General features: G+C 49.8%; 22 protein-coding genes and 1 other RNA gene. 19 read left to right on the forward strand and 4 right to left on the reverse strand.

What is annotated here, in order from left to right; translation table 11 throughout:
• Positions 1–110: 110 nt before the first annotated feature.
• The 4 genes from Q1B11_RS12470 to Q1B11_RS12485 form a co-directional block, all read right to left on the reverse strand.
• Positions 111–686, reverse strand: a complete 576-nt coding sequence (locus tag Q1B11_RS12470) for a BON domain-containing protein (protein ID WP_299733059.1) — start codon at positions 684–686, stop codon at positions 111–113.
• 50 nt (positions 687–736) lie between these two features.
• Entirely contained in the window at positions 737–1321 is a 585-nt protein-coding gene (locus Q1B11_RS12475; RefSeq protein WP_299733062.1) for a phosphoheptose isomerase, read from the reverse strand.
• A 105-nt stretch (positions 1322–1426) separates the two neighbouring features.
• Positions 1427–1801, reverse strand: a complete 375-nt coding sequence (locus Q1B11_RS12480; RefSeq protein WP_299733065.1) for a YraN family protein — start codon at positions 1799–1801, stop codon at positions 1427–1429.
• Positions 1773–3767 (reverse strand): penicillin-binding protein activator, encoded by a 1995-nt coding sequence (locus tag Q1B11_RS12485; protein WP_299733068.1) that lies wholly within the window; start codon positions 3765–3767, stop codon positions 1773–1775. Before Q1B11_RS12485 ends, Q1B11_RS12480 begins: the two co-directional genes overlap by 29 nt.
• Before the next feature lie 176 nt (positions 3768–3943).
• Here Q1B11_RS12485 and rsmI point away from each other — a divergent pair, with 176 nt between their 5' ends.
• From rsmI to Q1B11_RS12580, 19 genes are all read left to right on the forward strand, one after another.
• Complete coding sequence (gene rsmI, locus Q1B11_RS12490) at positions 3944–4789, forward strand: 16S rRNA (cytidine(1402)-2'-O)-methyltransferase (protein ID WP_299733071.1); 846 nt, start codon at positions 3944–3946, stop codon at positions 4787–4789.
• Between the two features lie 45 nt (positions 4790–4834).
• An RNA gene (gene rnpB, locus Q1B11_RS12495) (RNase P RNA component class A) lies at positions 4835–5237 on the forward strand.
• Positions 5238–5594: 357 nt separating this feature from the next.
• Positions 5595–6050, forward strand: coding sequence for a division/cell wall cluster transcriptional repressor MraZ (mraZ, locus tag Q1B11_RS12500; RefSeq protein ID WP_067514681.1), 456 nt, complete (start codon positions 5595–5597; stop codon positions 6048–6050).
• A 43-nt stretch (positions 6051–6093) separates the two neighbouring features.
• A complete protein-coding gene (gene rsmH / locus Q1B11_RS12505) occupies positions 6094–7092 on the forward strand; it encodes a 16S rRNA (cytosine(1402)-N(4))-methyltransferase RsmH (protein ID WP_299733079.1) in 999 nt (332 codons plus the stop codon).
• On the forward strand, positions 7092–7403 hold the full coding sequence (gene ftsL, locus Q1B11_RS12510) for a cell division protein FtsL (protein ID WP_067514680.1): 312 nt from the start codon (positions 7092–7094) through the stop codon (positions 7401–7403). The genes rsmH and ftsL overlap by 1 nt, the downstream gene beginning before the upstream one ends.
• A complete protein-coding gene (locus Q1B11_RS12515) occupies positions 7400–9244 on the forward strand; it encodes a penicillin-binding transpeptidase domain-containing protein (RefSeq protein WP_299733082.1) in 1845 nt (614 codons plus the stop codon). The genes ftsL and Q1B11_RS12515 overlap by 4 nt, the downstream gene beginning before the upstream one ends.
• Positions 9245–9267: 23 nt before the next feature.
• Positions 9268–10827 carry a UDP-N-acetylmuramoyl-L-alanyl-D-glutamate--2,6-diaminopimelate ligase gene (locus Q1B11_RS12520; RefSeq protein ID WP_299733085.1) on the forward strand — a complete coding sequence of 520 codons (1560 nt, stop codon included), beginning with the start codon at positions 9268–9270 and terminating at the stop codon, positions 10825–10827.
• Complete coding sequence (gene murF / locus Q1B11_RS12525) at positions 10827–12239, forward strand: UDP-N-acetylmuramoyl-tripeptide--D-alanyl-D-alanine ligase (RefSeq protein WP_299733088.1); 1413 nt, start codon at positions 10827–10829, stop codon at positions 12237–12239. The genes Q1B11_RS12520 and murF overlap by 1 nt, the downstream gene beginning before the upstream one ends.
• The gene (mraY, locus tag Q1B11_RS12530) at positions 12239–13321 is read left to right on the forward strand and encodes a phospho-N-acetylmuramoyl-pentapeptide-transferase (protein WP_299733091.1); all 1083 of its coding nucleotides are present in this window, start codon (positions 12239–12241) and stop codon (positions 13319–13321) included. Before murF ends, mraY begins: the two co-directional genes overlap by 1 nt.
• Before the next feature lie 63 nt (positions 13322–13384).
• Positions 13385–14782 carry a UDP-N-acetylmuramoyl-L-alanine--D-glutamate ligase gene (murD, locus tag Q1B11_RS12535; protein ID WP_299733094.1) on the forward strand — a complete coding sequence of 466 codons (1398 nt, stop codon included), beginning with the start codon at positions 13385–13387 and terminating at the stop codon, positions 14780–14782.
• Positions 14776–16077, forward strand: a complete 1302-nt coding sequence (gene ftsW, locus Q1B11_RS12540) for a putative lipid II flippase FtsW (protein WP_299733097.1) — start codon at positions 14776–14778, stop codon at positions 16075–16077. The genes murD and ftsW overlap by 7 nt, the downstream gene beginning before the upstream one ends.
• Positions 16070–17191, forward strand: a complete 1122-nt coding sequence (gene murG, locus Q1B11_RS12545; RefSeq protein ID WP_299733100.1) for an undecaprenyldiphospho-muramoylpentapeptide beta-N-acetylglucosaminyltransferase — start codon at positions 16070–16072, stop codon at positions 17189–17191. Before ftsW ends, murG begins: the two co-directional genes overlap by 8 nt.
• Complete coding sequence (gene murC / locus Q1B11_RS12550) at positions 17184–18650, forward strand: UDP-N-acetylmuramate--L-alanine ligase (protein ID WP_299733103.1); 1467 nt, start codon at positions 17184–17186, stop codon at positions 18648–18650. The genes murG and murC overlap by 8 nt, the downstream gene beginning before the upstream one ends.
• 184 nt (positions 18651–18834) lie before the next feature.
• Entirely contained in the window at positions 18835–19797 is a 963-nt protein-coding gene (locus tag Q1B11_RS12555) for a D-alanine--D-alanine ligase (RefSeq protein WP_067584190.1), read from the forward strand.
• A 6-nt stretch (positions 19798–19803) separates the two neighbouring features.
• Positions 19804–20601 carry a cell division protein FtsQ/DivIB gene (locus Q1B11_RS12560; RefSeq protein ID WP_299733109.1) on the forward strand — a complete coding sequence of 266 codons (798 nt, stop codon included), beginning with the start codon at positions 19804–19806 and terminating at the stop codon, positions 20599–20601.
• Between the two features lie 30 nt (positions 20602–20631).
• The gene (gene ftsA / locus Q1B11_RS12565; RefSeq protein ID WP_299733112.1) at positions 20632–21867 is read left to right on the forward strand and encodes a cell division protein FtsA; all 1236 of its coding nucleotides are present in this window, start codon (positions 20632–20634) and stop codon (positions 21865–21867) included.
• Positions 21868–21959: 92 nt separating this feature from the next.
• Positions 21960–23144, forward strand: coding sequence for a cell division protein FtsZ (gene ftsZ / locus Q1B11_RS12570; RefSeq protein WP_067514662.1), 1185 nt, complete (start codon positions 21960–21962; stop codon positions 23142–23144).
• A gap of 103 nt (positions 23145–23247) precedes the next feature.
• Complete coding sequence (gene lpxC, locus Q1B11_RS12575; protein WP_067514660.1) at positions 23248–24162, forward strand: UDP-3-O-acyl-N-acetylglucosamine deacetylase; 915 nt, start codon at positions 23248–23250, stop codon at positions 24160–24162.
• Positions 24163–24440: 278 nt separating this feature from the next.
• Positions 24441–25376: a M23 family metallopeptidase gene (locus tag Q1B11_RS12580; RefSeq protein WP_299733116.1), complete on the forward strand. Its 936-nt coding sequence runs from the start codon at positions 24441–24443 to the stop codon at positions 25374–25376.
• Positions 25377–25658 lie beyond the last annotated feature (282 nt).

Genomic DNA, 25658 nt, shown 5'->3' on the forward strand with positions numbered 1-25658 from the left:
TTTGGTTTGACTTTATATGGTCGATTTTCTTTCCGGGCGAGTCCTTAGTTACCAAGGGTTAGAAGCTTAAGTCAGTGCCATTGGGTAGAGAGCCTCCGTTATTTATTATGCTACTTATTTATGTACTCAAACACTTTAACGACTTTTTTAACGCCGTAGGTATTGGCTGCCAAAGTGACCGCTTCATGCGCCATTTGCGGTGTGACCAGGCCCAATAAATAAACCGTACCTTTTTCGGTATTCACTTTGATTTGATCGGCGTTGATGGACTCATTGGTGACCATCGACGTTTTAATTTTCGTGGTCAGCCAGCTGTCGTTGCTCTGATCAATAATATCTGCATTTTTGCCGACGGTTAATTCGTTATAAACCTTCCGCACTGTCTCCGTATTCTGGGCAGTAGTGCCAGCCAGTAAGCGCAATCTTTCACTGGGCACTTGCCCGACAAGAAGGACGGTGCCATTAAAGCTAACCACTTTCACTCGTGATGTTCTGAGTTCCGGATCGGCTTTGTTGATATTGACTGCCGTGACGGTTTCAATGGTCTGGTCGTCTACCCAGGCTCCCCAGGTGCGCTTCGTGTGATCAATGTTAACGGGCTCTTCATTAACCGAGTCAACGAGTACGGCGCAGCCACCTAACAGAGCCAGTACGCCAGCCAGAAGTACGGTTCTGATTGGTTTCATGGTTCCCCCTTTGTTTAAATTAGAAAAGCAGTATCAGTCATTGGTATTATTTATTCACCGGAAAACAGCATTTCATCAATGAGATCGCACAGGCAGTGAATAATCAGTGTGTGAACTTCTTGAATGCGGTGAGGGTTGTTGTCCGGCACTCGGATTTCCACCTCTTCCGGGTGCAGCAGTCTGGACATATCACCGCCGTCTTTCCCGGTAAGAGCAACAACATTAATGTTTCTGTCGTGTGCTGCCTGAATGGCTTTCACCATGTTCGGACAATTTCCATGGGCCGAAACGACCAGCAGAATGTCGCCTTCCTGGCCCAGTGCTCTAATTTGTTTTGAGTAAACATCATTAAAGCTGGAGTCGTTGGCAATGGAGCTCATGGTCATGCTGTCGGCACAAAGAGACAATGCGGGCAGCGCCGGGCGCTCACGATCAAAACGGTTGAGCAGTTCAGAGACGAAGTGTTGAGCGTCACCAGCAGCGCCACCATTACCGCAGGCCATGACCTTTCCTTCACTTAACAGTGATTGAACCATCATTTCAGCGGCTTCGGCAATAACGGGTGGCAGTGCGTCAGCTGAACGGATTTTGGCGTCAATGCTGTCGGAGAAATGCTGGGTTATACGTTCATGCATGCCTGAAATCCTGAGATGAAAACCGGTAGGGTTTTCATGTTGCTCCTGTTGTCACACATCAGATGGATGGTTGTGAAAAATTAATCAATCTAAAGTTAGTCTTCACTAAAACGCATTTTTAATCCATTTTAAAGTGTTTTCGCATTTGGCGTCACTGTTATCAATGGCGATTACGTCAAATCGACAAATTCTGTGATTGTGCTGACGGTGGTTTTGCAAATAAACGGCGGCCGTCTTTCTGATTTTTGTCTGTTTGTGGTGGTTGATGGTTTGAGCGGCGGAACCGAAGTTGCTTTTACTGCGAAAACGCACTTCGATAAAGATCAGTTTTTCATTATCCAGCATGATGAGGTCAATCTCGCCAGATTTGCAGGCAAAGTTTCTAGCGACAGATTTCAGGCCCTGCTGCTTCAGATAGCGCAGAGCCTGATTCTCGGCCTGAAGCCCAGGGTTATTCCTGAGATTCAGTTTCCAGAACATCAGGCGTTGTGGTGCGGTACTCAGGTGGTAGGAAATCCATGGTGCTGACGGTCAGTGGCTTTTCAGTTTCCTTCGGCTTAATGATTGGCAGTGGTGACAGGTTGCCATTCTTGAAAATCTGCCAGGAGAGTTCACGTTGTACTTTGCCATCGGTGTTAATGCTGAGAGAGCCGGTCATGCCGTGGAGTTGGCTGCCTTGCAGTGCAACCAGTTGCTGCAGTCTGGGGTAAAGGTTATAAGCATCAACACCGAGGGCGTAAAGTGTGCCCAGCTGGCTGCGTGATTGTTGCCATTGGCTGTTGATCTGACGTTTTAAAGGTAAGTGAGTTTCCGGCAGGAGCCATGGCATGATAGGTACGCGAATGCCATTCATGTCCTGATCCTGTGTTTTGTTGCTGACACCGGAGAAAACACTGGATGTTGCGTATACTGGCACACTGCTGGCGTACTGGTAGGCGAGTGCAGGTTTGATTTGGCGAGCTTCCTGAGGTGTGGCGCCAATAAAGACCATATCCACATCCTGACGACGCCTTGCCTGGAAGCCCAGGCTTTCGCCCAATACCCGGTTTAACTGTCGTGCTCTGGCTTCACTCTGGTCGGTGTGCATGAGCCAGCCGGCAAGGCTGCTGAACTGGGTTTTTCCTTCAAACTCACCGGAGCCGACAATCTCGCCGCCCAGTGCTAACCACTGATTTTGGAATGCAGTGTTTACCCGTTTGCCCCACTCGGTTTTCGGGGTGATCAGCAGGGCTCTTTGATGACCGTCCAGCCGGGCTCTGTGGGCTGCTAATACGGCTTCATCTTCAGCGGACAGGCCAAATTGGTACAGTTTCTGGTACTGGTTTTGTGGTTGATTTAACTGAGGTGCAGCTGTTTCGTCGGTATGATCATCGATATAGTTCAGCGCCAGAACAGGGACTCTGCTGGTGATATCGCTGCTGAGTTCTTTGACGTTCGATTTATTCAGAGGGCCAATGATCAGCTGAGCGCCTTCATTAATAGCTCGATAGGCAAGGTCATTAATGTTGCTGCCATGAGTGTCGTAAAACTGAAGCTCGGTCAGCTGTTCTCCGCTTTGGATCGCCTCGAAGTGAGCCGCCATCATGCCATCGCGTACGGCGGCACCCATCTTCTCCAGCCTGCCAGTGAGGGGAAGCAGTACGGCAATTCGGTCTGGGCGCTCAGCAGAGCTGCCTTTAAGAACCTCAAAGTCCCCCGGCAGAAACTGTTTTGCAGGATGGGTTGCCCATTCCTGTTTCCATTGTTCAAGCCCCGCCAGTTGTTGATCGAGACTTGTGCCTGTTTGATAGATGAGAGCCAGTGAGAGCCAGCCTTTCATGGCTCTGGAGCGTTCCTGTTGGTGGAGTAGGTTCAAACGCTCCGGTGAAACGTGTAGCAGGGTTTGCCAAAAGCGATCGTAATAAGGTTGCTTTTCACTGTCTGTCAGATATGGCCCAGCCAGAATCCACTCATCCAGTGACGCCTGATGTTCTCCAAAGCGACCGTAAGCGAGGGCTTTAAGAATGTGGGACTGTGCGTTGATGTTGCGATCGTTGCTGATGATGACGGCTTCTCTGTCCAGCCAGTCAAAAATAGCCCAGTCTTTGTTATTGGCCTGTGCCAGTTGAGCTTGCTGAATGGCCAACTTTGCCTGAATGGTTTTTGGTAGCTGATCATAGGGCAATTCGTCGAGCACCTGCTTGGCTCTTGCAGGATTGTCATTGGCCAGCTGGCTGGTCAGTTCCAGTGTCAAGCTGGCTCTTTCCGGATAACTGAATTTAGCCACTTCAACCAATTGCTGTTCAATGCTTTTAGGTTGCGTTAAAGAAGATGATTTCCCCCCGAGCGTTGATGAACAGGCTGTGATTAGCACAGGAACTAGCAGCGCCATGGCAACAGCGGGGAGTTTTTCCTGCAATCGTTCAGCTTTCAGTTTTGAAAGTAGCGCGGTGATAAAGTTCATCATTGGTAATTGTGCTTGGCTCTCTGGGGCTGGGAGTACTGGGAATATTGAGAGTACTGAGAGTACTGTAATAATTGTCTTATTGTACACAGCCGTTGGAATCGACACTATAGGGTAAGCTCTTTGTCTCTACCAAAAGATGGTAAGATAGTCGAAATTTTTATGAGTTCCCATCTCTCATGACAGAATCCCTCCTTTATATAGTATCGACACCGATTGGTAATCTTGGGGATATGACGCCCAGGGCTGTTGAGGTGCTTGAGCGGGTTGATGTGATTGCAGCGGAAGATACCCGGCACAGTAAGCGATTAATGAGTCATTTTGGTATCAATACACCATTAATTCCCTGTCATGATCATAATGAGCGGCAGCAGGCAGATTCGATTGTAAACCGAATGCGTAATGGTGAGTCTGTGGCGCTGATCAGTGATGCGGGCACGCCGTTGATTTCCGATCCTGGCTTTTATTTGGTGAGAGCAGTGCGTGAGGCGGGTTTTCGGGTGGTGCCGGTGCCGGGTGCTTGTGCTTTTGTGGCGGCATTGTCGGTCAGTGGCTTACCCACAGATCGTTTTTTCTTTGAAGGTTTTTTGCCGGCTAAATCTGGTGCCCGTCGAAAGCGGATGGAAGTTTTGTCGGCTTTTGAACATACCTGGGGTGTTTATGAATCGCCTCACCGTATTCTGGATTCCCTTGAAGACTTGCAGGCGGTGCTGGGCGATGAACACTATATTGTGATCGCCCGGGAAATCACCAAAACCTTTGAAACGGTGTTGGCCGGTTCGGTGTCTGATGTGCTGGATATTGTTAAATCGGATAGTAATCAGCAGCGTGGTGAGTTTGTTATTTTGGTGGACGGTTGTAAAAAGGAAGCCGTATCTGAGATTACACCAGAAGCGGAAAAAATGCTTCAGCGCCTGTTGGAAGAGCTTCCTATCAAAAAGGCCGCTGCCGTGGTTGCCGATTTGACCGGGCTGCGCAAAAAAGCCCTTTACGAGCATGGTCTTACATTAAAAGATAACGATTGAGATAAACTTGCTTATCGGCTCGCAGGCAAGTAATATTCGCGGCCGCGAGCTGGCCGGGCAATCGCTGTTTGTTATTTCTTTGGATAATGCATCTTCGGAATTAATAGGTGGAGGAAAGTCCGGGCTCCATAGGGTAGGGCGCCAGGTAACGCCTGGGGGGCGAAAGCCTACGGAAAGTGCAGCAGAGAGTAGACCGCCTAAGTCACGCTTTCGAGCGTTGACCGGTAAGGGTGAAAGGGTGCGGTAAGAGCGCACCGCATGACTGGCAACAGTTCATGGCACGGTAAACCCCGCCTGGAGCAAGACCAAATAGGAATCCTATAGGTGTGTCCCGCACTGGATTCGGGTAGGTTGCTTGAGGTGTCTGGTGACAGACATCCCAGATGAATGATTGCCCAGGCCTGTTTTACAGGCTGGACAGAACCCGGCTTACAGGCCGGCTCGCGACTTCTTTTTTTTCCTGTTTCTTTTTATCTGTCGTATATCTGGCTTGCCGGCCGGATGACGCTGTCCGATTTTCTCTGTTTTTACAGACTGAAGTTCTAAGAGCGTTCTTTTTCTATGAAACCCTTATGGAAGTTGGTTGTCTCATACTTTGCGAACGAGTGAGTTCCATCCCTTGACGTGGGTTTTTCAGATTCCTATAGTGTGCTGTAGTGGTGAAAAGTGGATTAAAGTGGGATGTGATGGGTTGAGTGTGATGAACATACCTAATCCGTTGCGGGTTTTCCTTATGGATAAGGCTTGTTCTTTGGGTGCGTAGGCAGTAGGCGTTTTCAATCTATCGAGCCAGGGAGAAGGTTGCTTGTTTCGAGGTGTTAACGCCATCAATCTGGATGCCAAGGGGCGTCTGGCAATACCTGCCCGGTACCGGAGTGTGCTGCGGGAGCGTTGTGATGGCGCACTGGTGGCAACCATTGATACGGATGAACCTTGCCTTCTGATTTACCCTCTTGATGAATGGGAGCTGATTCAACAGAAGATTGAATCATTACCCAGTTTTCATCCCATGACCCGCCGGATTCAAAGGCTGCTTATTGGTCACGCTACGGATCTTGAGTTGGACGGCAGTGGACGCATATTAGTGCCGCCACTGTTGCGGGATTATGCCGGTCTTGAAAAGCGCAGCATTCTATTGGGCCAGGGTAAAAAGTTTGAACTCTGGGATGAACAGTGCTGGAACGATCGTCGGGATCAATATTTGAAAGAGGCCAGTGAGTCGGATGAAATACCGGCAGAACTGCAGTCTCTTTCTTTATAAGGAGCGGTTACCTGTGGTAGCCGCTCATTTAGTGAATGAGTTTATGAAATCGTTAGAAGCTGTCGAAAGTCAGAGCCTGGAAGTTGAGTCGACCCAAAGTCCGCTCAAGGATTCTGATGAGCTCAAGGCTGCTGTGCATAAAACCGTCATGCTCCATGAAGCTGTCGATGCGTTACTGACGGATCCTTCCGGTGTCTATGTGGATGGCACCTTTGGCCGGGGTGGGCACAGTCGCCTGATTTTGCAATCTCTTTCAGAACAGGGGCGTCTGATTGGTATTGATAAAGACCCAGCCGCCATCGCGACCGGTGAAAGCCTTGCTGGCGATGATTCAAGATTCTCTATTCATCATGGTTCCTTTATAGAAGTAGATGCTGTTAATGGCGATGAGCCTGTGGATGGTATTTTACTGGACCTGGGTGTTTCTTCCCCGCAGCTGGATGATCCGGAGCGGGGGTTCAGTTTTATGAATAATGGCCCGCTGGATATGCGGATGAATCATCAGCAGGGCGAAAGTGCAGCCCAGTGGTTGGCCCGGGCGGAAGAGCAGGAGATCAGTAAAGTGATCTGGGAGTACGGTGAGGACCGCTTTTCCAGAAGAATGGCTCGTGCCATCGTCAGGGAACGGGACATTGAGCCGATTTTAACTACCAAGCGTTTGGCGGATATCATCGCTGCGGCCTGTCCGAGTCGGGAAAAAGGCAAGCACCCTGCCACCAGGGCGTTTCAGGCGATTCGGATTCATATTAACCGTGAGCTGGATGATCTGATTGATTGTCTTGATCGAGCATTGGAAAAGCTGAAGCCCGGTGGTCGCCTGGTGGTTATTAGCTTCCACTCGCTGGAAGATCGAATTGCTAAACGTTTTATCCGTAAGCAGGAAAAGGGTGATGACCTGCCCAGCTGGTTACCAGTAAGAGAAGATCAACTGAATAAACGTATGAAAAGTCTGGGTAAGGCGATTAAGCCATCCAAAGAAGAAGTTGCTGAAAATCCTCGCTCTCGAAGTGCGGTGATGCGTGTGGCGGAAAAACTCGCCTGATGAAAACGCTTGTGGTGGAGAGTGGCCTGTTTGGCATCCGAATATTTCAGACCTATGCATTGCCTTTGGTGTTGTTGTTGCTGGTGGTGATTTCGGGGCTGGCTGTGGGTTACGTTTCCTATGAAAATCGCCGCCTGCATAACCGGATGCAGCAGGAGTTTGATAATAAAAACAATGCCCAGATTGAGTGGGGACGACTGTTGTTGGAGCACAGCACCCTGACGGCTCCGGCCCGGGTTGAGAAGATCGCCAGAAGTAAACTGGGCATGGATGTGCCCGCTAACCATCAGATTGAAATGGTTTTGCCATGAGTCAGGGACGAAGAGTTCAGTACAACAGGCGTTCTGAATCCGAGAAAAGACCCGGCTTTTTCTCGCGAGTGAAAAAAGCGGCAACTCATAAGTGGCGCCTGAAAATGTTGCAGGGCGTCCTGCTTATTGTAGGTCTGGCTCTGGGTTATCGTGTTGTTGATTTGCAGCTGATTGATCGCCACTTTCTGCAAAATGAGGGTGATAAGCGGTCCGTTCGTTATGAACCGGTCTCAGCACACCGTGGCGTCATCTTTGATCGCAATGGTGATCCGCTGGCGGTGAGTACGCCGGTGGTTACGATCTGGGCCGACCCGGAAGATCTTTATAAAGCCAAAGATCGCTGGGCGGATTTGGCGAAAGCGCTGGATGTGCCCCATAAGTGGTTGTCGGATCGGGTTGAGGTTAATAAGAACAAAGACTTTATGTACTTGAAGCGCCATATGACTCCAGAGCAGGGCGCTGCCATTGTGAAGTTGAAAGTGCCTGGCGTTCAGGCAACGGATGAGCAACGTCGTTATTATCCGGCGGCGGAGGTGACGGCTCACCTGGTTGGTTTTACTGATATCGATGAAACCGGTCAGGAAGGCCTGGAGTTAGCCTACAATGATTGGTTGTCTGGCCAACCGGGCAAGCGACGGGTGTTGAAAGATCGAAAAGGTCAGTTGGCTCGTCAAGCGGAATTGATGGAAAGTGCCAGCCCCGGTAAAGAGCTGATGCTCAGTATTGATCTTCGGCTTCAATACATGGCGTATCGGGAGTTGAAGCAGGCGGTAGAGAAGCATCGTGCCAGTGCCGGTTCTCTGGTGATGCTGGATGTGAAGACCGGCGAAGTGTTAGCCATGGTGAATCAGCCTGCCTATAACCCGAACAACCGTTCGGATATGCAGGCCTATAAAATGCGTAACCGGGTGGTCACGGACATGGTTGAACCGGGCTCCACCTTAAAGCCGTTTACTGTGGCGGCTGCTCTGGAAAGTGGTCAGTTTCAGAAAACGTCGGTGATCAATACTTCACCAGGCGTTATGCGACTGGGGCGGGATAAAGTTAGAGACCCCAGGAACTATGGCTCTATTGATATTACGACAGTGTTGCGCAAGTCCAGTAACGTCGGTGTTTCAAAAATGGCGCTGGCTATTGGACCAGACAAAGTTTTGGAGTTATTACAGCGAGTAGGACTGGGTCAAAGTACGGGAACTGGTTTTCCTGGGGAGAGCTCAGGTTATCTGCCATTCAGAGATCGCTGGAGTGATATTGAAATAGCGACATTGTCGTTTGGTTATGGCTTAACCGTAACGCCACTGCAGTTGGCTCAGGCTTATACCGTTCTGGGATCTGGCGGTGTTTTACGGCCGGTGTCTTTAATCAAGCGTGACGTCATACCCGACGGTGTTCGTGTAATGGATCAACGGATTGCTGATGATCTGAGAAAAATGCTTCGGGAAGTAGTGCACGGTGGTACCGGTGGGCGAGCACGAATTGATGCTTTTGAAGTAGGCGGTAAAACCGGTACCGCTCGGAAGGTTGGCAAAAATGGTTATAGCAAAGACCGTTATATCGGTATGTTCGCCGGTCTTGCGCCCATTGATGATCCGCGACTGGCCATCGTTGTTGTGATTGATGATCCCATCGGACAGACCTACTACGGTGGTTTGACGGCGGCACCGGTGTTTTCCAATGTGGCGGCTGGCGCGCTCAGGCTGTTAGGTGTTGAGCCAATCGACAGAGCAATGAATGATTCGGCCAGAAGTATGGCCTATGTGCCTTGGCGATTGACGCCAGATGGCCAAATGATGGAGCCGCGCCATAGCGCAACAAGGCTCAGCTCTTTAAAGAAAGGTTAAAGAAAGGTTGAAGTAAACAGGCAATGACAGCTGATAAAGAGAAGACGCTGAACAGCGTGCTCACCGGGTTGCAGTTACCCCCGGTCGCTGTAGACAAAGAAGTAACCGATCTGACCCTCGATAGTCGCAAGATTATCGGGGGTGAGTTGTTTATTGCTGTGCCAGGGGTTATGTCTGATGGCAGGCAGTATATTGTCAGCGCTTTAGAGAAAGGTGCGGCGGCTGTTCTGGTGGACGACAGTGGGTTTGAACAGTTTGACATTCGCAAAAACGACAATGTTTTTTTAGTGCCTGGTTTGAAAGACAGGATGGGAGCGTTGGCTGATCGGTTTTATCGGCACCCATCTAAAGGCCTGAAGGTGATGGGGGTTACCGGCACGAATGGTAAAACCTCCTGTTGCTGGTTTATCTCTGATCTATTGCGACTGCTAGGCGAACCCTGCGCCCTGATGGGAACGGTGGGTAAAGGCTTACCCGGTCAGTTAGAAACATCGTTGAATACCACCGGAGATGTGGTTTCCCTTCAGCGCTATCTTGATCAGCTTGTCTCTGAGTCCGTTTCATCGCTGGCCATGGAAGTGTCATCCCATGGTCTTGATCAGGGGCGAGTCGATGCTATTCATTTTGAAGTGGCGCTATTTACTCACATCAGTCGTGATCACCTTGATTACCACGGCACTCTTGAAGCGTATGTTGATGCTAAGGCAAAACTGTTTTCCCAGTGTCAGTTCCGCTTTGCAGTGATTGGCAAGGATGATGTTTTCTCCGGGCAAATGATGGCTGCCTGTCCTGCAGGCGCACAGATCACAACCTGGTCTTTGGAGGATGCGTCGGCAGATGTGTATCTGAGTGAGATTGAAGTGCTGCCGGAAGGTTTCAGGGCAATGCTTCACACGCCGTGGGGCGGTGGGTTATTAAATACCTCTCTGCTTGGGCGTTTTAATCTGGAGAATCTGCTTGCCGTTATTGCGGCACTGGGTGTTCAAGGTTACGCCATTGACCAACTGCTGGCAGCTGTGCCTGATATGTCGACCCCACCAGGAAGAGTGCAACGCTTTGGCGGCGGCGATAAGCCTTTGGTGTTGGTTGACTACGCTCACACGCCGGACGCTATTGAAAGTGTACTGACATCACTGCAAGAACATTCACGGGCGTTAAAAAATAACGAACCAGTTACCGGCAAAATTGTCTGTGTATATGGTTGTGGTGGTGATCGAGACCGGGGTAAGCGTCCCTTAATGACGAATGCGGCATTGAAAGGTGCTGGTAGAGCAGTGTTGACCAGTGATAATCCGAGAACGGAAGACCCGAATCAGATTCTCTCGGATGCACAGGAAGGTATCGATAACGATGCTGCTCAACGACTCACGGTGATCCCTGATCGTGCTACTGCCATACATTCCACAATCAGAAGCGCTCGTGCTGGTGACATTATCGTGATCGCCGGTAAAGGCCATGAGAATTATCAGGAGATCAACGGTGTCCGCCATCATTTTGATGATGCAGAGCAGGTTGAAGCAGCCTTGTTATCCGGGAATAGTTCAGCCCAACTTAGTGAAAGTGTGCAAGAAGGTGGACTTTGATGATTAAGCCTATGTCGCTTTCCAAGGTTGCCAGTGTTGTTGACGGTGAGCTGGTTGATGTGGCCTCTGCATCGCTGCTGGTTTCCGGTGTCAGTATTGATACACGAACGCTGACGTCTGGCGATTTGTTTGTTGCCATTAAAGGGCCGCGTTTTGATGGTCATCATTACCTTGCTCAAGCCGCCGATTCTGGAGCGGTGGCGGCATTGACAGAAAAGGTGTGTGAAGGTTCGCCCATTCCGCAAATTGTCGTTACTGATGCCCGTCAGGCATTGGGTTTACTTGGTGCTGCCAATCGTGATGCTTTTGAAGGTTGTCTGGTTGGTGTAACGGGCTCCTGTGGCAAAACATCGGTTAAAGAGATGTTGCAGGCGATTTTCTCCGAGGTGGGTTCGACTCTGGCGACGGAAGGCAACCTGAATAATGATCTGGGTGTTCCGTTAACGTTGTTGAAAATTAACAGTGATCATCAATTCGCGGTCATTGAAATGGGCACCAGCGCCCCCGGAGAGATTGAGTACATTGCCAATCTCGGCCGGCCGGATATTTCACTGATTACCAATGCCGCGGAAACCCATCTGGCAGATTTGAAAACCGTGGCGGGAGTTGCTCAAGAGAAAGGTTATATTCTGGATGCGCTGTCAGCGGATGGTATCGCCGTCCTTAATATGGACGATCATTTCTTCCCCCAGTGGCAGGCTCGAGCTTTGCAGTCAAACGAGCGCACGGTAGTGAGCTTTAGCAGCGAGCAGGCAGCAGCCAATGTGTTTGCCAGCGATATTACGCCAAATCAGCTGGGAACACGCTTTACCCTTCATTTTAATGATGGGGCTGATAATGCGATTCAGCAATCAGTTCAGCTCGCATTCTGGGGGCGTCATCAGATTTCTAATGCCTGTTGCGCGGCAGCAGTTGCCATGGCTCAAGGGTTGACGCTGGACATTATTGCCCGCGGGCTTGAAAATGCCCGACCATTTCAGCGACGTGGTCAACGTTTTGCCCATGAAAGTGGTGCAGTGCTGATTGACGAGACCTACAATGCCAATCCGAAAGCGACGTTGGCCGCCGTTGATCAGTTGGCTGACTGTGAAGGCATCAAAATCATGGTGCTTGGGGATATGCTGGATCTTGGTGAAGTTTCAGATGAGCGTCATCAAGATGTTGGCCGCTATGCGAAAGCACAGGGCGTGCATAAATTTTTGAGTTTTGGTGCTTCTGCTCATCTGGCCAGTGAGGCGTTTGGTGACGGGCATCATTTTGCAGAAAAACCTCAGCTGGTGAATTGGCTGAATGAGTACCTTGGTGCTGATCACTCTGAGCCGGTTTCGGTCATGGTTAAAGGGTCACGTGGCGTAAATATGACGGAAATTGTAGAGGCTCTGGCTGGAGCTGATGAGAAGGGAGAAGCCTGATGCTGCTTTGGTTGGCAGACTATTTATCACAGTTTTACCATGGATTTGGTGTCTTCAAATATCTGACCTTGAGAGGGATTCTCGGTGTATTGACGGCACTGGCGATGAGTTTGTGGTTGGGGCCTCACTTTATTCGTAAGTTGAGCTTTTATCAGATTGGTCAGTCTGTGCGTAGCGATGGTCCGCAATCTCACCTCAGTAAAGCGGGAACGCCCACCATGGGTGGCGCGCTGATTCTGGTGTGTATTGCCATCAGTACGTTGCTTTGGTCTGATCTCAGTAATCGTTATGTTTGGGTGGTTCTCGTAGTGACCGGTATTTTTGGTGCCGTTGGCTGGGTGGATGATTATCGTAAGGTGGTGGAGAAAAACTCCCGTGGTTTGCCGGCACGCTGGAAAATGTTCTGGCAATCACTGGCTGGGCTGGGTGCTGCTATTTTTCTATTTTATACCGCACCTTCTGCCACTGAAACGACGCTGATTATTCCGTTCTTCAAAAATCTCACGATTGAACTAGGCCCATTCTTTATTGTTCTGGCGTATCTCACCATTGTGGGCTCCAGTAATGCTGTCAACCTGACAGACGGGTTGGACGGACTCGCGATTTTGCCAACCGTTATGGTCGCTTCGGCGCTGGCGGTGTTTGCCTACCTTAGTGGTCACGCGAGTTTTGCCCAATATTTGTTGATTCCTGCTGTGTCAGGTTCTGGTGAAATCATGATCTTCTGTGGTGCGATTGCTGGAGCGGGTCTTGGTTTTCTCTGGTTTAACACGTACCCGGCTCAGGTCTTTATGGGCGACGTGGGTGCTCTGGCGCTTGGTGCTGCGCTGGGTGTCATTGCCGTGATTGTCCGACAGGAAATTGTGCTGATCATTATGGGCGGTGTTTTTGTGATGGAAACCGTATCTGTGATTTTGCAGGTGGGGTCTTATAAGTTAACCGGTCGTCGTATATTTCGTATGGCACCGCTGCACCATCACTTTGAATTGAAAGGCTGGCCAGAGCCGCGGGTTATTGTTCGCTTCTGGATTATTACTATTGTGCTGGTTCTGATTGGTCTGGCATCACTGAAGATTCGATGATCAGCTTGTGCTGAGTATCAAAAGGTAACGGGATTGTGAGCAGCAACGCAATGAATACTGAACATGAATAATAAGCAGGTAGAGTTAATAGGCTCAAGTTGTAATCGGGTTATTATCGGTCTTGGTATGACTGGACTCTCCTGTGCCCGCTATCTTTATCGTCAGGGGTTACCCTTCAAGATTATCGATACCCGTGAGAACCCGCCCGGGCAGGAAGAGTGTCGTCAGGAGTTTCCTGAAATACCTCTCCATACCGGTGGTTTTAATGAGGCGTGGTTGATGGCGGCGGATGAGCTGGTTGTCAGCCCGGGTATTGCCCTTGCAGAGCCAGCGATTGCGCGAGCCATTGAGCATGGCGCTCAAGCTATTGGTGACATTGAACTGTTTTGCCGAGCCGTTAATAGCACTGCACCAGAGAAACCCGTTATTGCCATTACGGGTTCCAATGGAAAGAGTACAGTCACCACGCTTGTGGGTGAAATGGTTCTGGAAGCCGGCTTAAAGCCAGGCGTTGGGGGCAATATAGGCACGCCCGCTCTTGAGTTGCTGGACGATTCGTCTATTGATGTCTACGTGCTGGAGCTGTCCAGTTTCCAGCTGGAAACCACGCACAGTTTACGTGCTACTGCTGCTACAGTGCTTAACCTTAGCCCTGATCACATGGATCGTTATACGACACTTTCTGACTATCATCAGGCAAAACAACGGATCTATCGTGGTTGTGCGACAGCCGTCTACAACCGTGATGATCCATTGACATCGCCGTTGTTGCCGGTCACGGCCGGTGGTGTGAGTTTTACTGCGCTGTCGCCTGATCTTGGTCAGATGGGCTTGTTGTCAGACGACGATGGTGTTTGGTTGAGTAAAGGATTGAATAAGCTACTCAATACTCAGGCGATGAAACTCAAGGGAACTCACAATCACCTGAATGCTCTGGCGGCTATGGCGTTGGCGGAAGCAGCAGGGATTGACCCAAAGGCAATGTATGAAGCAGTTAAGCGCTTCCCCGGTCTGGAGCATCGTTGTCAGTGGATTGGTGAGGCTGACGGTGTTGCCTGGTTTAATGATTCCAAAGCCACCAATGTTGGAGCAGCAGTGGCGGCTATTGAAGGCTTGGGTACTGGCTTAACAGGAAAGGTGATATTGATTGCCGGCGGCGATGGCAAAGGTGCTGATTTTTCAGAATTGCGACCTTCTGTGCAGCGTTATGTGTCACACGTAATACTGATTGGCAGAGATGGCCCGGTGATTGGTGATGCTTTGAAAGGAGCCGCGCAAACACATTCGGCCAGTGACCTTGAAAGGGCTGTCAGATTGGCCGCAGATTTATCGGACTCCGGTGATGGGGTTCTATTGGCGCCTGCGTGTGCCAGTTTTGATATGTTTAAAAGTTTTGAAGATCGAGGTGAACAATTTACCGCCCAGGTAAATGGATTACTTAACAGGTTGAAAGAATGCTGAAGCGGGTACGCCATCATTTAGCCCGCACAAAACCGGGCGCACCACAGGAGCCGTCAGCGCCACAAGAGCCATCAGCGCTAATGAGCGTTGATATGATTCTGCTGGGTTCGGTGTTTGCGTTGCTGGCCATCGGTTTGGTGCTGGTGGGATCGGCATCCATGGATGTGTCTCAAGAGACTTTTGGTGACCCGGCAAAAATTGTGTTGAAACAGCTGGTGTTTATGGCGGTTGGTTTGGTGGTCATGGCCGTGATGACCTTGATGCCCATGAACCGTATCCGTCAATTCAGCTGGGTCGGTCTTCTGATTGCTTTTTCCCTGCTATTGCTTGTGCTGGTGGTTGGTCGTGAGATAAACGGCAGTGTTCGTTGGATTCCTTTGGGCTTTTTCAACCTGCAGGCTTCCGAAGTAGCAAAGCTCTGTGTGGTTATCTATATGTCGGGCTATCTGGTTCGTCACTTGGATGAAGTTCGTACTCAGTGGAGCGGCTTTATTAAGCCCATGGTGGTTATGTTTGGTTTGGCATTGCTGTTACTGGCAGAGCCGGATCTTGGTGCCCTTGTGGTTCTTACTGTGGCAGTGATGGGCATGATATTTATGGCGGGAGCTCGTTTTCATCAGTTCCTGGCCATGATCGGTGTGGTGATACTTCTGATCGTTTTGTTGATCTGGATGGAGCCGTATCGAATGGCTCGTATCACATCGTATATGGACCCTTGGGCTCATGCCTATGGCAGTGGTTATCAGTTGACTCAGGCTTTGATTGCCTTTGGGCGCGGAGCCTGGTTTGGGCAAGGGCTCGGTAATAGTATTCAGAAACTATTTTATCTCCCCGAGGCTCATACCGATTTTGTATTTGCGGTGCTGGCGGAGGAGTTTGGCGTTATTGGCTCCTTGCTGATTTTAGGGTTGTTTCTGTTTGTGGCATGGCGCTCTTTGCATATCGGTTCAAGAGCTGAGTCGAAAGGGCTACTGTTTCACGCGTATGTGGCCTACGGTATTGCGCTGTTGTTCGCCAGCCAGGCATTTATCAATATTGGTGTAAATACCGGACTACTGCCCACTAAAGGATTGGCTTTGCCACTGATCAGTTACGGTGGCAGTAGCATGATTGTCAATTGCATGGCGTTTGGCATTCTGTTTCGGATTGATCATGAACGACGACTGGCGAAAGCCGTAGAAGAAAAACCGGTAGCTGGTCGCAAAGCGAGTGAGCAGAAAACTCGACAGGAATTGGAGCGTACGGTTGAAACAACATCACAAAGCATCATTGGTGGAAGGAGGCGATATGTCTGATTCGTCATCGCTCCAGATACCGGTCGTGATGATTATGGCGGGTGGCACTGGAGGTCATATTTTTCCGGGACTGGCTACCGCCCATGAGTTAGAAAAGTCTGGCTACAGGATCCATTGGTTGGGCACACCCGGCAGTATGGAAGCAGAGCTGGTGCCAAAACATGGCATTGAAATCAGCTTTATCCCGGTGACGGGGTTGCGTGGCAAAGGGGTTGGCTTTTTTGTAAAGGCGCCCTGGCGTCTGATGAAGTCATTAATTAAAGCGATTCAAGTGTTAAGAACTCAGAAACCCGTGTGTGTCATTGGTATGGGTGGCTACGCAGCGGGACCGGGCGGTGTTGCTGCCCGTTTGCTGGGCATTCCTTTGATCATTCACGAACAGAATGCAGTCGCAGGGCTGACCAATAAATTGTTAGCCCGGGTTGCGACACGTGTGCTGGAGGCATTTCCGGATGCATTTGCAGCGTTGCCATCCGTCGCTGGTAAAACGGTTTTGACTGGTAATCCAGTGCGTTCTGAGATCGCTGCCGTTAGAGCCAATAAACCCCATAGCCCACTTCGTCTTTTAGTGGTGGGTGGTAGCCGTGGTGCACTGGCGATCAATGAGTTAATGCCAGAACTGATGAAGCGATGTAACAATCGACTGGAAATCTGGCATCAAACCGGTAAAGCAACCTACGAGCAGTGCCTGGCTCAATATCAGCAGCAGGGCTTCTCCGGTAATGACTCTGATTGCAGGGTTGCTCCATTTATTGATGACATGGCGCAAGCCTATGAATGGGCGGATCTGGTACTTTGTCGCTCCGGCGCGTTGACGGTGGCAGAGCTTGCCGCAGCGGGTAAGCCAGCGATTCTGGTGCCATTTCCCCACGCGGTGGATGACCATCAGACGGTCAATGGTCAGTATCTGGTTAAGCAAGGTGCGGCCCTGATGATTCAACAGCACGATCTGGATATCGATGCATTAACAAAAAACATAGTTGAGTGGATGGATGATCCGGCTCAGCTTGAAGTAATGGCCTCCTCAGCAAAATCAGCCGGTCTGCCCCAAGCGACAACAGACGTGGTTCGAAACTGCCTTGAAGCGGCTGGCCAGGAGGTTTCTTATGCCTGATCTAAAGAGTCGAATTCCAGTCGTCGCCGTGCCGGAAATGCGCCGGATTCGTAAAATTCATTTTGTCGGGATTGGCGGCTCCGGCATGTGTGGGATTTCCGAGGTTCTACTGAATCAGGGTTACCAGATTTCCGGTTCAGATATCCGCGCCTCTGCGGTCACTGAACGACTGGAGTCGCTTGGTATTGAAGTATTTATTGGCCACCATGCTGAGAATATTGCCCATGCGGATGTGATTGTCACGTCTACAGCGGTTTCCAGTGACAACCCTGAAGTGGTTGAAGCGGAAAGTCGTCGTTTACCTATCGTGCCAAGAGCGCAGATGCTGGCGGAATTGATGCGCTATCGACACGGCATTGCTGTTGCCGGTACCCACGGCAAAACCACAACCACCAGTTTACTGGCTTCTGTTCTTGGGTTCAGTGGAATGGATCCAACGTTCGTTATCGGTGGCCGTTTGAATTCCGCTGGTACCAACGCCAAGCTTGGTGGCAGTCGCTATCTGGTGGCCGAGGCGGATGAATCCGATGCATCGTTCTTGCATCTTCAGCCAATGGTTTCCATTGTTACCAACATCGATGCAGACCATATGTCTACATACGATGGTGATTTTGGTAAGTTGAAGAAGACCTTTGTGGACTTTCTTCATAACCTGCCTTTTTATGGTGTTGCCATCGTTTGCATTGATTGCCCTGTGGTTCGGGAGCTCATCCCGGAAATTAAACGACAGGTTATTACTTACGGTTTTAGCGAAGATGCAGATTATCGTGCGATAAACGTACGACAGAAAGGCATGAACACTACATTCGAGGTGGTTCGCCCATCGATCCAGGATGCGTCCGTTGACAGCAAGCCAGTAACTGTAGAGCTGGGAATACCCGGCAGGCATAATGTATTAAATGCCTTGGCCACTTTTGCTACAGCGGCGGATGAAGGTGTGCCGGATCAAGTGATAGCAGAAGGTTTGAGTCTTTTTGATGGTGTTGGTCGACGTTTTCAGGTATTGGGTGATTTCAATACGTCCGCTGGCGAGGTAATGTTGGTAGACGACTACGGTCATCATCCTACTGAAGTGGATGCAACGATTAAAGCAGTGCGTGATGGTTGGGAAGATAAACGACTGGTGATGATTTATCAGCCTCACCGTTATTCCCGTACCCGCGACCTGTATGAAGATTTTGTGGATGTGCTTTCCAAGGTGGATGTGCTTCTGTTGATGGAGGTTTATCCCGCAGGAGAAGAGCCAATTCCCGGTGCTGATGGCCGGGCGCTATGTCGCAGTATTCGTCAGCGTGGACAGATTGATCCGATATTTGTCAGTCGTCCGGAAGATGTTGAGTCAGTGTTGGCGGATGTGCTGCAGGACGGCGATCTTCTATTGGCACAGGGTGCTGGTGATATTGGAGCACTCGCATTGCGGCTTGCACGCAGTGAATTGAAGCTGCCTTCTGGGCAATAATGTGTTCTGGTTCACATTTGATATATACCCAAAGGATTTCAAGTTGCTACGCGGCGGCAACCGAGTGAATCCCCATGAGCCTACAAGTAGTAGGTGATTGGGGTGAGCGAGCGCAGCCAACAAAGTAGCAACTTGAAAGGCGACGGGTATAGCTCACGTTTTTTCAGGAAAAGGGATATAGTGCATGAAGTACGACCGGAGCGATGATCCGTTTGATCCAGCATCCTTTGGCAAGGTTGCTGTACTTTATGGTGGTCACTCTGCGGAGCGGGAAGTGAGTCTGAACAGTGGTCAGCGCATTTTTGACTCCCTGAAAAGTCAGGGTGTGGAATGCTTGTTGATTGACACGGCTGAACACAACTCAGCAGAGCGTTATGTCGAGCAGTTACTGAATTACAAGCCGGATCTGGCATTTATTGCGCTTCACGGTCGTGGTGGTGAAGACGGTACTATGCAGGGCTTCCTGGAAAGCATGGGTATTCCATACACTGGTAGTGGTGTGATGGCATCCGCTCTGGCCATGGATAAGTATCGTTGTAAACTGCTATGGCAGTCTATTGGTCTGCCAACGGCTGAGTTTGCGCTGATTACGGATTTTGACAATATCGATAGTCTTGAATACGCAGAAACTCTGTTGCCTGCATTTGTGAAGCCTTCCTTGGAAGGTTCCAGTGTTGGGATTAGTCGAGTTGATCGTCGTCAGGATCTCGAAGCCGCCTGTCGCCGTGCCGGTGAGCATAAAGGGCCTGTATTGGTGGAGTCGTTCATTGATGGTCCGGAATTCACTGTAGGTATTCTTAATGGTCAGGTGTTGCCTGCTATTCGGGTAGAGGCAACCAGTGAATTTTATGACTACGAAGCGAAATACTTATCGGATTCTACCCGCTACCATTTGCCTAGCGGTCTGACCGAGGTGAAAGAGCAAGAGCTGCAGGCCATTGCCCTGACGGCTTTTGAATCCATCGGTTGTGAAGGCTGGGGGCGTGTAGATTTCATGCAGGATCAGCAGGGACGTTTTTGGTTGCTGGAAGTGAATACCATCCCAGGCATGACCGATCATAGTCTTGTGCCCATGGCGGCCAATGCTGCCGGGTTATCTTTTGATGATCTGATTGTTGAGATACTGAACACCGCCAGCGGTAGGTAAGGTTGAATGGCGGCGTTTGGTCATTCCAGTTCATCCAGAGGGGCAACGAGAAGCCCGACGGCATCGCTTTTGGATAAACCGGAAAAGCGAAGTTTGAACTGGAAAAGAGTGCTGCAGTTGATGATTTCTGCAGCGTTTATATCAGGGGTGTTGGCTTTTGCCCCGCGAATTATGGACTGGTTGAATCAGCCGATAGCACGAGTTGAAGTGCATTCAGGGTTTGAGCACCAGTCCAGACAGGATGTTGAAAAAGCGCTTGAGCCCATGCTGCAGGCGCGATTTTTCAGTCTCGATCTTGAGTCGATGCAAGAGGCATTGCTTGGTTTGCCTTGGGTGAAGGAAGCATCCGTCAGAAAACAGTGGCCTGACAGTGTCATGGTTAATCTGGAAGAGCGGCAGGCCATAGCAAGATGGGGAAAGCACCGCCTGATCAGTAATGAAGGTGTGGTATTCGAGCCGAATAGCCTTGAGGGTTTTTCGGATGTGCCTGTTCTGGCCGGTGCTGATGAGTCCGCAGAAGAGGTGATGCAGCAGTATTTGGCTGTTGGTCAGCTGCTGCGCCCCATTGGGTTGAGGTTAAAAGCACTCACCCGTAAAGACAGTGGTTCATGGTCGTTTGTTATTGGTCACGTTCAGGTCAATATTGGCCGTGATCGACAGATGGAAAGATTGCAGCGGTTTACGCGGTTGTACCACACCAGACTTGAATCGCGATGGTCTGAGGTTGACCGGGTAGATCTACGATATTTGAACGGTGCTGCAGTAGCCTGGCGAAAAAAGGCTGCAGCAGACGCAGGCTTATGATGGATAGAGACGTTTGGGAAGGTTGATGCCATGACAGCGGTGGAAAATGGAAGATTGATCGTTGGGTTGGACATAGGCACCTCCAAAGTAGTGGCTATTGTCGGCGAACTCAATGCTGAAGGTGACATTGAAGTCATTGGCATCGGCTCGCATACTTCCCGTGGGCTGAAGCGGGGTGTTGTGGTTAATATCGACTCCACAGTACACGCAATAAAACGTGCCGTTGAAGAGGCTGAGCTGATGGCTGGCTGTCAGATTCACTCTGTTTATGCCGGCATTGCAGGCAGCCATATTAAAAGCCTCAACTCTCACGGTATCGTGGCAATACGTGAGCGAGAGGTGAATGGTGCTGATGTGGATCGGGTAATTGATGCAGCTCAGGCCGTAGCTATTCCGGCTGATCAGCGGATTTTGCACATTCTGCCTCAGGAATATGCCATCGATAACCAGGAAGGCATTAAAGAGCCTCAAGGTATGTCTGGTGTAAGACTGGAAGCCAAGGTTCATTTGGTGACCTGTGCCGTCAATGCGGCTCAGAATATTGAAAACTGTATACGACGCTGTGGTCTTGAAGTCGACGACATTATTCTTGAGCAGCTGGCATCCAGTTATTCAGTGCTTTCTGAAGATGAGAAAGAACTGGGTGTTTGTATGGTGGATATTGGCGGTGGTACTACCGATATAGCCATCTTTACTGAAGGGGCTATTCGTCATACGGCAGTGATTCCGATAGCGGGTGATCAGGTGACCAATGACATTGCCATGGCTTTGAGAACACCGACCCAGAATGCAGAAGATATAAAGATTAAATACGCCTGTGCATTGGCGCAACTGGCGGGGGCGGATGAAACCATAAAAGTCCCCAGTGTTGGTGATCGGGCACCCCGAGAGTTGTCAAGACAGGCATTGGCGGAAGTAGTGGAGCCGCGTTATGACGAATTATTCACATTAATAAATGCGGAAATCCGTCGAAGTGGCTTTGAGGACTTGATTCCAGCGGGTATTGTGCTGACCGGTGGCACCTCAAAAATTGAAGGCGCTATTGAGTTGGCGGAAGAGATTTTCCATATGCCAGTCAGGCTGGGGGTTCCCCAGGCGGTAAAAGGGTTAAGTGATGTAGTGAATAATCCGATTTATTCGACAGGTGTCGGGTTACTGCATTACGGACAGAAAATGCAAAAGGACGGTCTGAAAAAGGCGGTTCCAGGTAAAAATCAGGAAACCAGGCTTGTTGAGAAAATGAAGCGCTGGTTTCAGAATTTCTGATGCTTTTTTGATACTGCGGCGGCGTGCTGTAAATATCGGTGACGGCATTGCTCTGAATTTGTTAGATTAAGGGTGATAAAAAGGAGATGACCATGTTTGAATTGGTGGATAGCGTACCGCAGGAAGCGGTCATCAAAGTGATTGGCGTTGGTGGCGGCGGTGGTAATGCTGTTGTTCATATGCTCAAGAGCCAGCTTGAAGGGGTTGAGTTTGTCTGTGCAAATACAGATGCTCAGGCACTGAAAAAGCAACACGTTCAGGCGCATACTCATCTGCAGTTGGGTGCTTCTATCACTCGCGGGCTGGGTGCTGGTGCCAATCCGAATGTAGGCCGTGAAGCGGCGATGGAAGACCGTGAACGTATTGCCGAGCTGCTCAAAGGCGCAGATATGATATTCATCGCTGCTGGTATGGGCGGTGGTACGGGTACCGGTGCAGCACCAGTGGTTGCTCAGATTGCCCGTGAAATGGGTGCGCTGACGGTAGCGGTCGTGACCAAGCCGTTTGGTTTCGAAGGCAAGCGTCGTATGGCTATTGCTGAAGAAGGTTTGAAAGAGTTGCAGGAACATGTTGACTCTCTGATTACTATCCCTAACGAGAAGCTGTTGCCAGTTTTGGGCAGCGATGTCAGCCTGCTGAACGCTTTTGGTGCAGCTAATGATGTATTGCTCGGCGCTGTGCAAGGCATTTCGGAACTGATTACTCGAGACGGCTTGATTAACGTTGACTTTGCCGATGTGCGCACAGTTATGTCTGAAATGGGCATGGCGATGATGGGCACAGGTGTTGCTACTGGCTCAGGTCGTGCAGGTGAAGCAGCTGAGAAAGCCATTCGCAGCCCGCTTCTTGAGGATGTTGATCTGGAAGGCGCTAAAGGCGTGCTGGTCAATATTACCGCAGGTCTGGACTTTACGGTTGGTGAATACAATCAGGTGGGTGAAGTGGTTAACCAGTTTGCATCGAATGATGCGACCGTGGTTATTGGCACAGTTATTGATCCTGAATTGACTGACGAACTCAGAGTCACCGTTGTTGCTACCGGTATTGGTATTGCGGGAGCCAGAGAGCCTCTGAAGGTTGTCGAAAAACCGGCGCCTAAAAAGAACGACGGTAGCGTGGATTACAAAGGTCTGGATGTGTCTCCTCTGATTCGTGAACAGAGAAAGAAACATGAGGAAGGCCTTGAGCAGCGTAGCGAGACTAAGCGGCCCTCTTCCTCTGGAGACAGTGTTGACTATCTTGATATCCCAGCGTTCTTAAGACGGCAGGCAGACTAAATTGGATGTGGCAATGTGAACTTGTGTCAAATGTTACTTTTGTTACAATGCTACGTTGCATCCAAAGAATATAGGCCTGTAAAGGTCGCGGAACACCCTTATCATGATCAGACAACGTACACTTAAAAACATTATTAGAGCGACAGGAGTGGGTTTGCACTCTGGTGAGAAAGTTTATCTCACCCTGAAACCTGCACCTGTGGATACCGGCATCATCTTTTGCCGTACCGACCTGGAACCGGTCGTTGAGATTCCTGCGTTTGGCCTGAATGTTGGTCAGACGACACTGTGCACCTCTCTGCACAAAGATGGTGTTCGAGTTGATACTGTTGAGCATCTGCTTTCTGCGATGGCTGGCCTGGGTATCGATAATGCCTATGTTGAAGTTAGCGCCCATGAAGTGCCTATTATGGACGGAAGCGCAGGCCCTTTTGTCTTCCTGCTTCAGTCTGCAGGCATTCAAGAACAGAATGCACCTAAGAAATTTATCCGGATCAAAAAAGAAGTGACCGTAAAGGATGGCGATAAAACCGCTACCTTCAAGCCGTTCAACGGCTTTAAAGTCAGCTTCACGATTGATTTTGACCATCCGGTATTTACTAGCCGCTCACAGACTGCCAGTATCGACTTTTCCAGTACTTCCTTTGTGAAAGAAGTGAGTCGTGCTCGTACTTTCGGTTTTATTCGCGATGTTGAGTACATGCGTTCCCAGAACCTGGCTCTGGGTGGCAGTGTGGATAACGCCGTTGTTGTTGATGACTATCGCATACTTAACGAAGATGGCCTGCGTTATCACGATGAATTTGTTAAGCACAAAATGCTGGATGCGATTGGTGATCTTTACCTGATGGGCCATAGCCTGATTGGTGAGTTTATCGGTTATAAGTCTGGCCATGGGCTGAACAACAAACTGGTAAGAGAAATTCTGGCCAATGAGCATCTCTGGGAAATCGTCACCTTTGAAGATGCCGAGGTTTCTCCAATCGCTTACCAGAAGCCTGCAGCAGTTCCCGCCTGATAGAGCTGTTTGTCCCGATCTGAATCATGATACTTTGCAGACTGCGTAAGCAGTCTGGGTTGGGTCGCTTAGTGCGGCCCTGTTTTTGTGTGTAACACTTACCAAAATCTATCTTCAGGGAGTTCCCCTGTTGTTGGAATCTGTACAAAAATTAAAAGAATGATGATTTTCAACGATAAAATTGATATCCGTACTTGCACATTCAGCTGTCGATCATGTGAAATACCTCTGGGGCTGACAGGTGTAGCCTGTTTGTTATCAAGAATTAAGGGTCAAAGATGAAGATCATAGTTGTAGACGAAAAGCACTCACGCACAAGAACTATGGCTGGGAGTAGCGTGGGCTTTGGTATGATGCTCGGCTGTGTTCTTCTGTTGATAGCCGCTCTCGGCAGCAGTGTCACCTATTTCTGGATGAAGCGCGGCCATGCTGATTTTTTGACGCAGGAAGGCGTTGCAAACTGGAAGCAGGTGATTGAGTTACAGCAGCAGGATATCGGTATAGTTAGGCAACAGACTCAGCATCAGGTTGATGCTCTGATGCTTCGGATGTCTGAGCTGCAAGGTCGTTTGACTCGTCTGGATGCTCTGGGAGAGCGGTTAACTACCAAAGCCAAACTGAATGATGGTGAGTTTGATTTCAGCGAAGCCCCAGCCATTGGTGGTCCGCAGGATTTAATGCCGTCCGACGAAGCCTTTCATCAGCTGACCTTAATGGATGCTATTGATCAGCTATCTGGCCAGATTGAAAGCCGTGAGCAGCAACTTGATCTGCTTGATCGTCTGATTTCCAATCGCACCATTTATGATGATTCATTCCTTGCAGGCCTGCCTGTTCGCAAAGGTTGGCTTTCTTCCCGCTATGGTCGCAGAACGGACCCCTTTACTGGTCGGCCAGCCTGGCATAACGGTGTGGATTTTGCCGGTAAGCGTGGCTCGGAAGTGATTTCAGTGGCAGCTGGCGTGGTTGTCTGGTCTGGCAAAAGGTCAGGCTTTGGGCTTCTGGTGGAAGTTAATCATGGTAATGGATACCTGACCCGTTACGCCCATAATGAAGAAAGCCTGGTGAAAGTGGGTGATATCGTCTCCAGAGGCGAGGCTCTTGCCAAAATGGGGAGTTCTGGTCGCTCAACAGGCCCTCATGTGCATTTTGAAGTGTTGAAAGATGGACAGCCACAGGATCCAGCCAAATATATTTACAGAGCCAGTAAGTAGCTCTTTGATTCTGTCGTCCATTTGTTTCTATCTCATAAAGCCCTTTTTATAGGGCTTTATGTTTTTTTAGACTTTATATTATTGAGCGCAAAAAGCACAATCCTGCGCTGATTAAGTCCACTATACACTCCCCAAATACTGACCTTTTCGTCATACAGCGTCTTGCTAGAAAGAAATACAGCTAATATAGATGAGACTTTGCTTTGATTGTCATAGAATGTTGGGCTATTACGCGCTTGTCTGCTCCAGCCCGGATTTGTTGGTAGGAGGGCGGCTCCGGAA

Origin of the sequence: uncultured Endozoicomonas sp. (assembly GCF_947495845.1) — a bacterium.
Taxonomy (GTDB): Bacteria; Pseudomonadota; Gammaproteobacteria; order Pseudomonadales; family Endozoicomonadaceae; genus Endozoicomonas.

What these genes read in the sequence shown, in the direction of transcription:
- murD (WP_299733094.1), top strand. Translation starts at nt 13,385, where the DNA reads ATGAATAATAAGCAGGTAGAGTTAATAGGCTCAAGTTGTAATCGGGTT.
- Q1B11_RS12555 (WP_067584190.1), top strand. Translation starts at nt 18,835, where the DNA reads ATGAAGTACGACCGGAGCGATGATCCGTTTGATCCAGCATCCTTTGGC.
- Q1B11_RS12515 (WP_299733082.1), top strand. Translation starts at nt 7,400, where the DNA reads ATGAGTCAGGGACGAAGAGTTCAGTACAACAGGCGTTCTGAATCCGAG.
- ftsA (WP_299733112.1), top strand. Translation starts at nt 20,632, where the DNA reads ATGACAGCGGTGGAAAATGGAAGATTGATCGTTGGGTTGGACATAGGC.
- Q1B11_RS12580 (WP_299733116.1), top strand. Translation starts at nt 24,441, where the DNA reads ATGAAGATCATAGTTGTAGACGAAAAGCACTCACGCACAAGAACTATG.
- murF (WP_299733088.1), top strand. Translation starts at nt 10,827, where the DNA reads ATGATTAAGCCTATGTCGCTTTCCAAGGTTGCCAGTGTTGTTGACGGT.
- Q1B11_RS12470 (WP_299733059.1), bottom strand. Translation starts at nt 686, where the DNA reads ATGAAACCAATCAGAACCGTACTTCTGGCTGGCGTACTGGCTCTGTTA.
- rsmI (WP_299733071.1), top strand. Translation starts at nt 3,944, where the DNA reads ATGACAGAATCCCTCCTTTATATAGTATCGACACCGATTGGTAATCTT.
- Q1B11_RS12520 (WP_299733085.1), top strand. Translation starts at nt 9,268, where the DNA reads ATGACAGCTGATAAAGAGAAGACGCTGAACAGCGTGCTCACCGGGTTG.
- mraY (WP_299733091.1), top strand. Translation starts at nt 12,239, where the DNA reads ATGCTGCTTTGGTTGGCAGACTATTTATCACAGTTTTACCATGGATTT.
- lpxC (WP_067514660.1), top strand. Translation starts at nt 23,248, where the DNA reads ATGATCAGACAACGTACACTTAAAAACATTATTAGAGCGACAGGAGTG.
- ftsW (WP_299733097.1), top strand. Translation starts at nt 14,776, where the DNA reads ATGCTGAAGCGGGTACGCCATCATTTAGCCCGCACAAAACCGGGCGCA.
- ftsZ (WP_067514662.1), top strand. Translation starts at nt 21,960, where the DNA reads ATGTTTGAATTGGTGGATAGCGTACCGCAGGAAGCGGTCATCAAAGTG.
- rsmH (WP_299733079.1), top strand. Translation starts at nt 6,094, where the DNA reads ATGAAATCGTTAGAAGCTGTCGAAAGTCAGAGCCTGGAAGTTGAGTCG.
- murC (WP_299733103.1), top strand. Translation starts at nt 17,184, where the DNA reads ATGCCTGATCTAAAGAGTCGAATTCCAGTCGTCGCCGTGCCGGAAATG.
- Q1B11_RS12560 (WP_299733109.1), top strand. Translation starts at nt 19,804, where the DNA reads ATGGCGGCGTTTGGTCATTCCAGTTCATCCAGAGGGGCAACGAGAAGC.
- murG (WP_299733100.1), top strand. Translation starts at nt 16,070, where the DNA reads ATGTCTGATTCGTCATCGCTCCAGATACCGGTCGTGATGATTATGGCG.
- Q1B11_RS12480 (WP_299733065.1), bottom strand. Translation starts at nt 1,801, where the DNA reads ATGTTCTGGAAACTGAATCTCAGGAATAACCCTGGGCTTCAGGCCGAG.
- Q1B11_RS12475 (WP_299733062.1), bottom strand. Translation starts at nt 1,321, where the DNA reads ATGCATGAACGTATAACCCAGCATTTCTCCGACAGCATTGACGCCAAA.
- Q1B11_RS12485 (WP_299733068.1), bottom strand. Translation starts at nt 3,767, where the DNA reads ATGATGAACTTTATCACCGCGCTACTTTCAAAACTGAAAGCTGAACGA.
- ftsL (WP_067514680.1), top strand. Translation starts at nt 7,092, where the DNA reads ATGAAAACGCTTGTGGTGGAGAGTGGCCTGTTTGGCATCCGAATATTT.